This is a genomic window from Gemmata palustris, assembly GCF_017939745.1.
GTDB classification, from domain to species: domain Bacteria; phylum Planctomycetota; class Planctomycetia; order Gemmatales; family Gemmataceae; genus Gemmata; species Gemmata palustris.
Window position 1 is genome coordinate 514,075 of the sequence record NZ_JAGKQQ010000001.1, and the last position, 13,471, is coordinate 527,545.

A 13,471-nucleotide genomic window follows, 5' to 3' on the forward strand; every position below is an offset into this window, starting at 1 on the left:
GTGAAGGAATTCACTCGTTCGTGTTTGTCGTTCGCCGGGGAATTGGAACCCGATCCGCGAAGTTTGCCGTTTTGGGAAAAAACGGACCGCGGGGCCTCCGGCCGTCGCTCTTCGGGTGAGCCATCATGCCACACACCGAAATTACTGACGATTTCGCGTTCGCCCTCTACGCCCAGTGGGAGGACGCAAAGGCCGAGGGGAGAGGCATCTCTCTGGAGCAGATCTGCGCCGCCCGCCCCGAACTCCTACCGGACGTCCGGGAGATCGCCCGGTGGCTCCTGCCCGAATCGGTTCTGTTTTGCACCCCGTTGGGAGGCGACTCGGTGCCCTCCGGTGAGCATTGGGTTCCCCCCGACTGGGTCAAAATCGGCCGCGGGGCGTCGAGCGTCGTGTTCCGCGGGCAAGATCCCACCTTCGGTACGGCGGTCGCGTTCAAGGTGCTCCAACTACAGGGGCCGGTGGACGGCGCTCGGTTGATGAAGCGGTTCGAGCAGGAGGCCCGGATCCTCGCGCGCCTGAAGCACGACGGGATCGTTCGGATCTTCAAAACCTTCGATCTGGGGAGCCGCCCCGTCATCGAGATGGAGCACCTCCCGAACGGCAGTCTGGTGACGCACCTGGAAGAGGTGCGCGCCCGGGGCGCGGCCGGGATCGCCCGCTTCATGGAGCGCGTCGCGCGGGCGGTGGGTTTCGCCCACGAGCACGATATTGTTCACCGCGACCTGAAGCCGAGTAACATCCTCCTGAACGCCGAGAACCGACCCTGTGTCTCCGATTTCGGGATCGCGAAACTGCTCGGCTCGGACCGCGACGCCCCCGAACCGGCGCCGGCCGTTGACCCGAATGACACGGCCACCGAAAGCGCGTGCCTGACGGCCCAGGGGCGGCAGCCCGGCACGCGGGCGTACATGGCCCCCGAACAGTTCGACCCCGATCTCGGCTCCACCACTCCGGCCACGGACGTGTGGGCGCTGGGCGTGATCCTCTACGAATTGTTGACCGGCCGCCAGCCTTTTACGGGCAGAACCTTTGCAGAGTGGAAAGCGGCCGCCTGTACGCGCCCGGTGGAGTGGCCGCGCCGCTCCCGGTGGCGCGCGTCCGGCCGGCTCGAGCGAATCGCGCGGCGCTGCCTGGAGCGGAACCCGAAGCGCCGGTACCGGTCCGCGACCGAGTTGGCCGACGACTTGGCCGCGCTTTCCCGGCCGGTCCGGTGGGGCGCGCTATTGTTGGTGGGCGCGAGCGTGGCCTGCGCGGGGCTCGCAACCGGCCTCCTCCTGCACCGCGAACCGGCTACTACACCCGCGGTCTCGGCACCAGGGGCCGCGCCGCCGGCCTGGATCAATCCCGGAGCCGCGACCGCAATCACGATCACGGACCAGCTCGAACGCGGGGAAACCGTCGTCGCGTGCGGCGCGGGCGAACGGGTGGCCTACCGCTCCGTCCTGGGCACCCCGAACGTTCAGGCGTTCAAGAACCGGGTCACGGTGTATTCCAGCAGCGAGGGCGCGGTGGAACTCGTTCCCCCGCTCCCGTACAAGGGGCGGTACGGGGTTCGGGTCACCCTTTCTCACAACGGCGCGGACACCAACATGTCCCTCGTCGGCGCGTTCGCGGGCGGTTGCGGGTGGTGGACCGAAGCGAGTTCCGGGTACCGCTGCTTCGTGGTCGGGTTCAGTGACACGGGCCTGATCGCCGGGCACAAGAGGGGGTTCGGTTTACACGCGGTGTCCCCTGTGGGCGGCAGTTCGACCGCCGATTCCCGGGTGGTGTGGCGGGAATCTCAACCGAAGCAAGAGCCCGCGGTGCGGGTGATCGAGTTCCGCGTCGGCGACGGCGCACTCGAAAGCCGCCTGGACGCGGCCATTCTGCCCCCGCTCACGGACACGGACCTCCAAGCCCGAACCGCACCAACTCCGCGCCCCAACGCCCCTCCGCACGCGCCCCCTTTACCCGTCGCCCGCGGGGGAATCGGAGTGTACGTGAGCGGCGGGTTCGCTGTTATCAGACGAGTCGAAGTGTTTCCCCTACTTAAAACGGACCACTAACCCCCGAGGACAGTCGCATGTCTCCTGATCTGACCACGAACGCGACCACGAATCCGCCCCCCCCCAGTCCGCTACCCAAGCCCGTAATCACCTCGTCAAGCAACTTGGTAAGAGACGGTAACGGGGAAGTGACAATAACCGGATCGGCTCCTTCCGGGGTCACGGTTCGCGTCTATGAAGTCGGAAACGGTACCAATAGTGTCGATGCGCCGTGTCCGAGTGGGACGTTCAGCGCGAAGATTGCTCTGGCCGCTGGCCAACACACGATCCGAGCAGAGATCAGTGCAAAGATGGGTGGGTTCGACGAAGTTACCGTGCAAGTGACGTGACCACTTGCGCCAGCCCACGCCCACGTCACCCTGAATAGGGGCGTGGGTCGCCGGGAGAGGTAAACAATCCCACTCCCCGCGTGAACGACTCCACCGCGGTGGGCACTTCCGGTCGCGCTCCGACTACTTGTCCGCCCTCGCGTACTTCGCGAGCCGACCCTTGGGACCAGCGGCCCAACCGTCGCCCGACGCGGTGAAGGCGACGCTGTTGTACTTCTCCCGGTCCAGCGGCTTCCAGGTCGCGCCGTCGTCCACTGAAACGTCGGACCCCGACGTACCGACGGCCACCCACCGGTCTTTCGCCCAGGCGACGCCGGACCGGAACGGCAGCGGTTTCTCAATGAGCTTCCACGTCTTACCGCCGTCGGCGGTGACCGCCCCCGTTGCTCCCGTACCGTCGGGTTTGCGGTAATCGCCGCCGACGATCACGCCGCGGTCGCGGTCCCGGAAGGCGATCGAGAACACCCCGGCCGACTCGATTCCGGCGAGAAGTGGCGTCTCGCTCACGTTCCAGGTCTTCCCCCGATCGCCTGAATGGAACACCCGTGCCGTCTTGGACCCGCCGGTGCAGAACCAGACGTCGTTCTCGCCGCGGGTGACGAGGCAGGTGCCGCTGGCGGCGAAGGCGCCCTCCTTCAGTAGTGCCTCGGGCCGGCTCTTCTCCGGTAACGGGTTCCACTTCGTGCCGCCGTCGTCGGTGACGATCAGGAGGAACCGCCCGTCCACGGGGTCGCTGAGTGCGATCCCGTGCTTCTCGTCCCAGAAGGCGATGGCGTTGAAGAACGCTTTGGGCTCGGCGTTTTTGAACTGGAGCACCCAAGTTTTGCCGCCGTCCGTCGTCTTGTAGATCCGGGACTCCGCGCCCGGGCCGGCACTCAACAGGTAGGCCGTGTCCTCGCCGAACGCCTCGACGTCGCGGAAGTCGAGTTTGTCCGCATCGGGCACCGTGCCGACCGCCCACGTCTTGCCGCCGTCGGTGGTACGGCCGAAGGTGCCCTTCGTACCGCTGACCCACGCCACTTTAGGGCCGACCGCACACAGGCCGCGGAAGTCCGCGTCCGATTTAATGGCTTGTGGCTGCCACTGACCCGAGGCGCCGGCGGTGCCGAACCCGCAGACCAGCGCGGCGATGAAGAACGGTTTCATGGGTGCTCCCAGTTCGGGTCGGGAAACGGTGTGTTCAGTCGCCCACGGCCGCGCGCGTCCCGGGTTGGGGCGACCTCCTCGGTGGTGTTGTAGAAGGAACCCGATCTGCAACACGCCGACCGGGGACAACCCGTGTCTCTCGATCAGTTCCTGCGCGGAGACGCGCCCGCACCGGACGAACGGCCCTTGTGCGCCGAGGGCGGCCGCAAGGGAACACCGGAGGGTGGGTCACGGGGCGCGGTCACCGGTCCTTCCCAGTGGCTTGCCGTTCCAGCCACGGGCCGACCTTCTCGACCCACTTGGCGGCGTGTTCCCGGAGACCGGGGCCGCTGAAGTGGACGCCCTTGCCGCCGCTGTCGCGCAAACCCCCTTTGAGCGCGTCGGAGTCCGGCCCCTCGAACGCGATCTTGTCCTTCCACAGTGACGCCTGGGCCGCCCGGATGTCCGGCGCCGCCTCATCGCCCGGTACGTGATAGCTCACTTGCGCGACGAACCACGGCGCGTCCCACCCGATGTCTTTCCGGGTGTCGCGGATGAGTTTTTCCAGGTACTCGCGGTACAGTTTGCCTTGGAGCGTGCGGGTCGGGTCTTTCTGGTTGGCGTCGCTCTCCCCCTGGTGCCACAGCACTGCCCGGAACCCGTGCGGGCCGAGTTGTTTCATGCGGTCGCGGAAGGACGTGTACAGGGCGCCCGTGCTCTCCCAGGTGCCGTCGGCGCGCTTCCGCACGTGGCCCTCCAGCGTCGGCGGGTTGGGGAACGCCGCGCCCTTCGGGAGCCACTCCCGCACGCTGGTGGCCCCGACGCCGCACGCGACGAACCCCACCGGTACGCCGAACTTCTCCGCGATGGCGTCGCCGAACGGCGGCAGGAAGCTCCCGCCGGTGCCGCTCGCGCCCGGTTGCGGGTCGTTCGCGGGCTGCCACCGGGCACCGTCGAACGCGGCCACGCGACCCGTTTTGGTGGTCTGCTTCTCGGCCCCGTGGTTGGCCGAATTCGACTGGCCCGCGACGACGAACACCTCGCCTACGCCAACGTGCTCGACGGTTGCCCGAGCAACTGGTTTGCCGCCCACCACGGCCCGTACCTCGAGTCGGTACCACCCGCCGGCCGCCACCTCGACGGGCGCGTCGAACGGACCGTCCTTCGCGCTCGCCTCGAGTTTCCGCCACGCCCCCGGCTCGGCTTCCGTTCCGACGCGGTACTCCAGTACGTCGGCCGGGCGTGCGACCCCGCCCAGCTTCCCGCGCACGCGGAGGGTGCCGACGTTCTTCGCGTTGCGTTGGGCGACCTGATAATCCTGGGGGGAATCGAGGACCACCCCAACTCCGGCGCTGGCGGTGACGAACGCCACCAGTTCCGGGCACTGGAAGAAGCCCGGCCACATGTTGTGCCCCTGCTGCGGCGGGACGATGAGCGTCATCGGCGCCCCGAGGGCCGCGTACCGCTCCTTCACCCGGCCGCTGTTCGCCTCCAGCGGCACCACCTTGTCGATGTCCCCGTGAATGGCAAACAGCGGCACCTTGGCCTTCGCCAACCCCTCCAACCGGTCCACCGGGTTGAACTGCTTCAGTTTGGCCTTCAAGTCGTCCGCCTTCAGTTCAAACGCGCCCGCGGCGCGCTCGATACCGGGATAACTGGTGAGATCGCACACGGGGTAGATGCCGGCGAATCCGCTCACTTTGTCCGGGTGCGCGGTCGCCCACGATAGCGCCATCAGCCCGCCGCGGCTGCGGCCGAGGAGCACCGGCTGCGCCGAGTATCCGCGGGCGGTCATTGCCGCGTAGAGGGCGTCGAACACCTTGTTCCCGGCCGGGCTGCCGTAGGACTCCCCGGCATCGATTCCGGCGACGGCGATGCCCGCCGCGCGGAACCGCTCGAACATCCACTTCTCCTCCGGCCCGGGCAGATTCGGCAGCGTCGGCGCGTACCACACCCACGGCTTCGTAGCAGCGTGCGGGTCGGCCTTCGCGGGGATCAGGAAGGCGGTGCGGCCGGACACCTCGAACACCTCACCGTCGAGCGGTAGGGTTTTCTTCGGCGCGTCCGCCGCGGTTGTGGCCTGGATCGAGAGAAGGGGCACCACCATCAGCAAGGCCGCGCGCATCGCTTCTCCTTTGAGCACTTCGTGTCGGGGTTGATGTTCCGCTAGAGGTCCGCGTTCGCGCCGACCTCACCTTACCGCAACGCGATCACTTTCGCGGCGCATCACCTCGGGCGGGAATCATTTCAGGCTGTGCCGGTTCTTTGTACCCAGTTTTGGGTTCTGGGCTCATTTCTCTTCCGCGCTACCACGCCGCATCTCGCTGCGCACGCGAGCCTCCATCCACCGCCGGCGGTCGCGCGAGAGTTGACCACCCGCAACCTGCTATCATCGCACCGTGCCGAACCCCGCACCTCGTTCCCTCGTCCCTCCTCCAACAGGGAGCCGCGGTGGAAGAGCGGATGAAACACCACCGCGCGGCTAGCGCCCTGCATTTCAAGCACTTCGCGGCCGATGAGTCGGCTTCAGAGTGCGCATAAGGTGCACACGATAATGACCTCTGCGCCGCACGATCCGGGGATTCAAGACGTTCCCCATCCCGCACTCCTCAACACCTGGAAGCACCACGCCGGTTGGGTCCGTTCCCGGATCGCGGCGGCGGTGAGTAACGGGAGCGCCGGGGTCGCGGCCCTGCCCGCGGAGATGGCCGTCGTCGGTTCGCGCCTCATGGACTTCTACACCGGGGCGCTCAGCCCCGCGGACGTCGCCGAGTTCGTTTTCGCCGACCTGAAGGGCCGTGCCCTGTTCGCGTTCGATCCGCTCGCGAAGTGGCTGGCCGAGCGGGGCGAGTACGCGCTCACCGAGTTGCCGGACGGCTCGAAGTGGACGATCCGGCTCGGTCCGGCCGACGGGCGCTATCTGCACCTGCACCCCGGGCGCTGGGCGCCGCACACGATCCGCGTTCAGGCCAACACGCTGCGGTCCGCGGTTATGGCCCACGCTCACGCGCTCGTCACCGGGCGCGCCGCAGACGACCTGGAAGTTGTAAACGAGGCACGAAAACTCTACCTCGGGATGCTCCCCGTGCGCGAACTCACGGGCGCCGGCGGGCTCGGGGCCGTAATCGCCGCGCTGTGAGTCGCACCGACCGGTGGCCCGAACCGCACATTTGCGGGCACCGGCTCGGGAATTTCGCGGTCTCGGCACTTGCCCCGAAATGCCTTGGCTTCGTTCGGGAAAGTAGGATAGGCTATCCCACACCAACTCGTGCTCGCCTTATCGGAATGAGTTTTAAGCTGTTTTTTAGAGCGCGTTGGGAGAACCTCCGCCGCCCCGGAGTGTCGTGGAACCGCACCGCTCAACTCGGGGCGCTCGTTCTCGCTGTGACCGGATCGGAGCCCGCGGTGGTTCCCCGCCTCTCCGGGGACCGAGGTGAACATGCTGCCCCCGCCCGACCCCGCTTCCCCTGGTGCCATCCCGCGCAGCGCGCTCGACCGGGCGCTGGCGGAGGGGAACTTCCGCGGGCTGCTGGAGGCCGCCCCGGACGCATTTCTCCTGGTCGACGAGGGCGGGCACATCGCCCTCGTCAACACCCAAACCGAGCGCCTCTTCGGGTACACGCGCAACGAATTGCTCGGTCAACCGGTCGAGGTGCTCGTTCCCGAGCGGTTCCGGGCCAACCACCCGGCCCTCCGCACCGGCTACGTCCGCGAACCGCGGGTCCGGTCGATGGGCGAGGGGCGCGAGCTGTACGGGTTGCGGAAGGACGGGTCCGAGTTCCCCGTCGAAATCAGCCTCAGCCCGCTCTCCACGGGGGCCGAGCGGTACGTCATCAGCGCCGTCCGGGACGTCACCCAGCGCAAGAAGGCCGAGGCCAAGTTCCGCGGGCTCCTCGAATCGGCCCCGGACGCGATGGTGATCGTCAACCGGACCGGCGAGATCGTCCTGGTCAACACCCAGACCGAGCGCCTGTTCGGGTACGCGCGCGAGGACCTGTTGGGCCAGTTGATCGAGGTATTGGTGCCCGAGCGGTACCGGGCCAATCACCCGGCGTTCCGCGAGGGCTTTTTCAGCGCGCCGCGGGTCCGCCCGATGGGGGCCGGGATCGACCTGCACGGGCTGCGCAAGGACGGGAGCGAGTTCCCCGTGGAGATCAGCCTCAGCCCGCTGGAGACCGAAGAGGGGGTGCTCGTCAGCAGTTCGATCCGGGACATCACCGACCGCAAGCGGGTCGAGCGGGCGCTCCAGGAAAAGAACGTCGAGTTGGAAAAAGCGAGTCGCGCGAAAGACAACTTCCTGGCGACGATGAGCCACGAGTTGAGGACGCCGCTGAACGCGATCATCGGGTTCACGGGGACGCTCCTGATGCGCCTGCCCGGGCCACTCACGGCGGACCAGGAGAAGCAGCTCCGCACGGTCCAAACGAGCGCCCGGCACCTCCTGTCGCTGATTAACGACCTGCTCGACCTAGCCAAGATCGAGTCCGGTAAAGTCGAACTGCACACCGAAGCGCTCGTGTCTCAAAAAGTGGTTCAGGAGGTGGCGACGGCCCTGCGCCCGCTGGCCGAGGGCAAGGGGCTCCGGTTCGAGGTCCGGGTTCCGCCCGGCGAACTGGTGGTGCGGGCCGACCGCCGGGCGCTCAGCCAGATCCTTCTTAACCTCGTCAACAACGCGATCAAGTTCACGGAAACCGGAACCGTGGTGCTCGAACTCGTCCGGCGCGAGGGCGCTGATGGCGCGCCGACCGAGTTCATTGTGACCGATACCGGGATCGGGATCCGGGCCGAGGACCAAGCCAAACTGTTCTCGGCGTTCACCCAGGTCGATGCCTCCGGGAAGCGGCGCCACGAGGGGACCGGGCTGGGGCTGCACCTGAGCGGGAAGTTGGCCCAGTTGCTCGGCGGAACGATCGCGGTCCGGAGCGAGTTCGGGCGCGGGAGCACGTTCACCTTTCAAATCAACGGAGCGTGACCGTGCTCGCGCGCATTCTGATTATCGAAGACAACCCGGCGAACCTGGAACTGATGAGCTACCTGCTGGGCGCCTTCGGCTACTCCCCGCGCACCGCGATCGATGGCGGCGAGGGGCTCCGGGCGGCGAGCAGCGAGGCGTTCGACCTCATCATTTGCGACATCCACTTGCCCCACACTGACGGGTACGAAGTGGCCCGGCGACTCAAAGCGGACCCGGTGCGCCGGACCGTTCCGCTGATCGCGGTCACGGCGCTGGCAATGGTCGGGGACCGGGACCGGGTGCTGGCCGCCGGGTTCGACGGGTACATTGCCAAGCCGATTGACCCCGAGACGTTCGTGCGGCAGGTCGAAGCGTTCCTCTGGCCGAACAAGCGGACCCACGCTCCGGCCCCGCCCGTCCCGGTGGTCGTTTCGTCGGCACGGGCCGCGCCGCGGTACACGGTGCTGGTGGTCGACAACCTGCCCGTGAACCTCGACCTCGCCCGGTGCATCCTCGAGCCGCACGGGTACCGGGTGGTGACGGCCGGGGACGCCGAGGAGGGGCTCGCGGCGGCCCGGGCGCAGGCGTGCGACTTGGTCCTCTCGGACGTGTGCATGGCCGGCGGGACCGGGTACGATTTTATCAAACTGGTGAAGGCCGATCCGCGGCTCGCGCCGATCCCGTTCGTGTTCATCACCTCGACCATGCTGAACGAGGCCGACCGCGCAATTGGGCTGGGGCTCGGCGCGGCCCGGTACCTGTTTCGGCCCATCGAGCCCGACGCCCTGTTAGTCGAAATCGAATCCTGCCTCGCGGAAGCAGAGAGGTTCGCCCGTGGCAACGATTCTGATCGTTGACGACCGCCCGAGCAACCGGGAGTTCCTCGTCACCCTGCTCGGGTACGGCGGGCACCGCTTGGTGGAGGCCGGCGACGGCGCCGAGGGGCTTGCGCTCGTGCGCGCCGAGGCCCCCGACCTGGTGATCGCCGACATCCTGATGCCGACGATGGACGGGTACGAGTTCGTCCGACAGCTCCGCTCGGACCCGGCCGTCGCGACCACCCGCGTCATCTTCTACACCGCGCACTACCACGAGCCCGAAGCGCGCCGGCTCGCCGCCGCCTGCGGCGTTTCCGAGGTGCTGACCAAGCCGAGCGAGCCGGAGGTGGTGCTGCGCACCGTCGAGTCCGTGCTCGGGCACACCCCGCCCCCGTCGCGCGCGCCGGCCGCCGCCGAGTTCGACCGCGAGCACCTCCGCGTGATGACCGACAAACTCGCGCAGCGCGCCGACGACCTGCGGCGCACGAACGAGCGGCTCACGGCGATGATCGAACTCGGGCTCCAGCTCGGGTCCGAGCGCGGGCCGGACCGGTTGCTCCAGCTCTTCTGCGACGCGGCCCGGCTCATCATCGGGGCGCGGTACGCGGTCGTCGGCGTCTCCCACGCCGGGGGCCGGTACCGGCACCTGTTGACGAGCGGCATGGACCCCGCCGCGGCCGCGCGGATCGGGAGCCCGGGGCCGATGGCGGGCGCCCTCGGGAGCGCGCTGACGATCGGGCGCTGCTTCCGGGCGGCTCCCATTGCCGGCCCGGCGGCGGTCGGCGCGCCGGCGTCGTTCCCCGGGGCCGGCGCGCTGCTCGCCGCCCCGGTCTCGTCGCCGGCGCGCGTGTACGGGTGGGTCTGCCTGTTGGACAAGGTCGGGGCCGGCGCCTTCACCGAGGAGGACGAGCAACTGGCCAAGATGCTCGCGGCCCAGACCGGCCGGATCTACGAGAACGGCAGCCTCTACGCGGACCTGCTCCACCGGACGTCGGAACTCGCCCAGGAGATCAGCGACCGGGAGCGGGCCGAGGCCGAGGTGCGCGCGAGCGAGGAGCGGTTCCGGAGCGCGTTCGAGTCCACGGGGGTCGCCACCGTACTCACCGACCTTGGCAACCGGTTCGTGCGGGTGAACGCCGCGTTCGCCCGCCTGTTCGGTTACACCGAGCCCGAGATGCTCGGGATGACGATGGCCGACGTCACGCACCCGGGCGACCTCGCCGAGAGCCTCGCCGGGCGCGCGCGGCTGCTCGCCGGGGAGGGCCAGTCGTTCCAGCACATTAAGCGGTACCTCCACCGGACCGGCCACGTCTTCTGGGGCGTGACGAACGTGTCGATCGTCCGGGACCAGGAGGGACGCCCGCTCCAGTACGTCGGCCAGGTGCAGGACATCACCGAGCAGAAGCGCGCGGAGGCCGAGGTGCGCCGGTCCGCGGACCTGCTCCGCGCGGTGGCCGACGGGACGACCGACGCGGTGTTCGTGAAGGACCGGGACTGCAAGTACCTGTTGTTCAACGAGGCCGCCGCGCGGTTCGTCGGGAAGCCGGTCGCCGAGGTGCTGGGCAAGGACGACACCGCGCTGTTCGACCCGGCGAGCGCCCGCGTTTCTATGGAGAACGACCGCCGGGTGATGGAGTCGGGGCAGACCGAGACGGAGGAGGAGACGCTGACCGCAGTCGGGGTCACCCGCACGTACCTAGCGACCAAGGGGCCGTACCGGGACGAGGACGGGACCGTGGTGGGGGTGATCGGGATCTCGCGCGACATCACCGACCGGAAGCGGACGGAACAGCGCCTGACGACCCAGCACGCCGTCGTCAGCATTCTCGCGCAGGCCGCGGACCTGCGCGACGCGGCCCCGAAACTGCTGCGGGCCGTTTGCGAAACCACCGACTGGGACGCGGGCGGTCTCTGGGTCGCGGACCCACAGGCGCGCGTTCTGTCGTGCGTCGACCTGTGGGCGGGTGAGGGGCCGGACCTGGCCGCGTTCCGCGCCGTCTCGCTGCGGACCACCTTCGGCCCGGGAGTGGGCCTCCCCGGGCGCGTCTGGGCGTCCGGGGAACCGGTCTGGATCGCGGACGCGGCGCGCGATCCGAATTTCCCCCGGAGCGCGGCGGCCGCGCGCGCGGACCTGCACGGCGGGTTCGGGTTCCCGATCCAATTCGGGACCGAAATCCTCGGGGTCGCGGAGTTCTTCGGGCGCGCGAGCCGCGCGCCGGACGCCGAACTGCTCCGCACGTTCGAGATCCTCGGGAGCCAGATCGGGCAGTTCATCGAGCGCAAGCGCGCCGAGGGCGGGCTGCGCCTGTTCCGCGCGCTGATCGACCGGGCGACCGACGGGATCGAGGTGATCGACACCGAAACGGGCCGGTTCCTCGACGTCAACGAGCGCGCGTGTGCGACGCACGGGTACACGCGCGCCGAGTTCCTGGGCCTCACCGTCTACGACATCGACCCGCTCGTGACCGAGCCGTGGGCCGATGTCGTCGCGGCGCAGCGGGTGCCCGGCACCCGCGCGTTCGAGAGTCTGCACAAGCGGAAGGACGGGTCGACGTTCCCGGTCGAGGTGAACCTCAACCTGATCCGGCTCGACCGCGAGTACCTGGTCGCGGTGGTCCGGGACATTACCGAGCGGAAACGCGCGGAGGAAGCTCTGCGCGCGGCCCAGTATCGGCTGGAGCACGTGGTCGCGTCCAGCCCCTCTGTGCTCTTCGCTCTGGGTGTCGGCGCGGACCAGATCCGCGGGATCAGTTGGATCAGCGGCACCGTCCGGGAGATGCTCGGGTACGAACCCGAAGAGGCGTTCGCGCCGGACTGGTGGGCCGGGAACATCCACCCGGGGGACCGGGACCGGGTGCTCTCTCAGACCCAAACCGACCTGTTTACCCGGGGGCGCACGTCCCACGAGTACCGGTTCCGGCACGGGGACGGCTCGTACCGGTGGACCCGCGGGGAGATCCGGCTGACCCGGGACGCGGTGGGCGCCCCCGTTGAAGCGGTCGGCTCGTGGTCGGACATCACGGAGCGCCGGCTCCTCGAGGAGCAGGTGCAGCAGTCGCAGAAGATGGAGGCGGTCGGGCGGCTCGCGGGGGGCGTGGCGCACGACTTCAACAACCTCCTCACCGTCATCAACGGGTACGGCGAGATCGTGCTGGCGGGCCTGCCCGCGGCCGATGCCAACCGCGAGTCGATCCGGGAGATGGTCCGGGCCGGGGAGCGGGCCACGGGGCTGACCCGCCAGCTCCTCGCGTTCAGCCGCAAGGCCATTATCGAGCCGAAGGTGCTGGACCTCACGGTCGTGGTGACCGATGTGGAGCGCATGCTCCGGCGGATCCTCGGCGAGGACATTCAGTTGGCGGTCGCGGCGGACCCGGAAACCGGCGCGGTGCGGGCCGACCCGGGCCAGATCGAACAGGTGATCTTGAACATGGTGGTGAACGCCCGGGACGCCATGCCGGAGGGCGGGCGCCTCACGATCGAGTTGCGGAACGCCGACCTGGACGAGTCCTACACCCGCACCCACGCGGACGCGCGGCCCGGGGCCTACGTGCTCCTCGCCGTCACCGACACCGGGTGCGGCATGGACGCCGCGACGATGGCCCACGTGTTCGAGCCGTTCTTCAGCACCAAGGGCGAGCACGGTACCGGGCTCGGGCTGGCGACGCTGCACGGCATCGTCAAACAGAGCGGCGGGCACGTGGGGGTGTACAGCGAAGTGGGGCAGGGGACCACGTTCAAGGTCTACCTGCCGCGCATCAATCGGGCGGCGCCCGCGTCCAAGGTGCGCGCGGTCCCGTTCGCGATGCCACAGGGGACGGAAACGATCCTGCTCGTGGAGGACGAAGACGGCGTGCGGGCGCTAACTCGGCACGTACTCCGGAGCTGCGGGTACAAGGTGCTGGAGGCCCGCGACGGGGTCGAGGCGCTGCGCCTCGTCGATGAACACGGGGGCCGGATCGATCTGCTCCTGACCGACGTGGTCATGCCGCGGATGAACGGGCGCCAGGTCGCCGAGCACCTGACCGCGCTGTTCCCCACCATCAAAGTCATGTTTCTGTCGGGGTACACCGACGACGCCGTCGTTCGGCACGGCATTCTCGAAGCCGAGGTGACGTTCCTCCAGAAACCGTTCACGCCCGGGTCCCTGGCCGCGAAGGTCCGGGAGGTTCTGGACCGGCGGGAAGGGTGAATTGCGGCCCG

General features: G+C 68.7%; 7 protein-coding genes. 5 read left to right on the forward strand and 2 right to left on the reverse strand.

Features of this window, described 5'->3' with window-relative positions; genetic code table 11:
- Nucleotides 1–125: 125 nt before the first annotated feature.
- A complete protein-coding gene (locus J8F10_RS02115) occupies nt 126–2,045 on the forward strand; it encodes a serine/threonine-protein kinase (protein ID WP_210652225.1) in 1,920 nt (639 codons plus the stop codon).
- 452 nt (nt 2,046–2,497) lie between these two features.
- Here J8F10_RS02115 and J8F10_RS02120 read toward each other — a convergent pair whose 3' ends face one another.
- Together J8F10_RS02120 and J8F10_RS02125 are read right to left on the reverse strand one after the other, a co-directional pair.
- Nucleotides 2,498–3,520 (reverse strand): WD40/YVTN/BNR-like repeat-containing protein, encoded by a 1,023-nt coding sequence (locus J8F10_RS02120; RefSeq protein ID WP_210652226.1) that lies wholly within the window; start codon nt 3,518–3,520, stop codon nt 2,498–2,500.
- A gap of 241 nt (nt 3,521–3,761) precedes the next feature.
- On the reverse strand, nt 3,762–5,624 hold the full coding sequence (locus J8F10_RS02125) for a sialate O-acetylesterase (RefSeq protein WP_210652227.1): 1,863 nt from the start codon (nt 5,622–5,624) through the stop codon (nt 3,762–3,764).
- A 429-nt stretch (nt 5,625–6,053) separates the two neighbouring features.
- Here J8F10_RS02125 and J8F10_RS02130 point away from each other — a divergent pair, with 429 nt between their 5' ends.
- From J8F10_RS02130 to J8F10_RS02145, 4 genes are all read left to right on the forward strand, one after another.
- Nucleotides 6,054–6,638, forward strand: a complete 585-nt coding sequence (locus J8F10_RS02130) for a hypothetical protein (protein ID WP_210652229.1) — start codon at nt 6,054–6,056, stop codon at nt 6,636–6,638.
- Between the two features lie 300 nt (nt 6,639–6,938).
- Nucleotides 6,939–8,471 carry a PAS domain-containing sensor histidine kinase gene (locus J8F10_RS02135; RefSeq protein WP_210652231.1) on the forward strand — a complete coding sequence of 511 codons (1,533 nt, stop codon included), beginning with the start codon at nt 6,939–6,941 and terminating at the stop codon, nt 8,469–8,471.
- Nucleotides 8,472–8,473: 2 nt separating this feature from the next.
- On the forward strand, nt 8,474–9,310 hold the full coding sequence (locus J8F10_RS02140) for a response regulator (RefSeq protein WP_210652232.1): 837 nt from the start codon (nt 8,474–8,476) through the stop codon (nt 9,308–9,310).
- The gene (locus tag J8F10_RS02145; protein WP_210652234.1) at nt 9,288–13,460 is read left to right on the forward strand and encodes a PAS domain S-box protein; all 4,173 of its coding nucleotides are present in this window, start codon (nt 9,288–9,290) and stop codon (nt 13,458–13,460) included. Before J8F10_RS02140 ends, J8F10_RS02145 begins: the two co-directional genes overlap by 23 nt.
- Nucleotides 13,461–13,471: the final 11 nt, after the last annotated feature.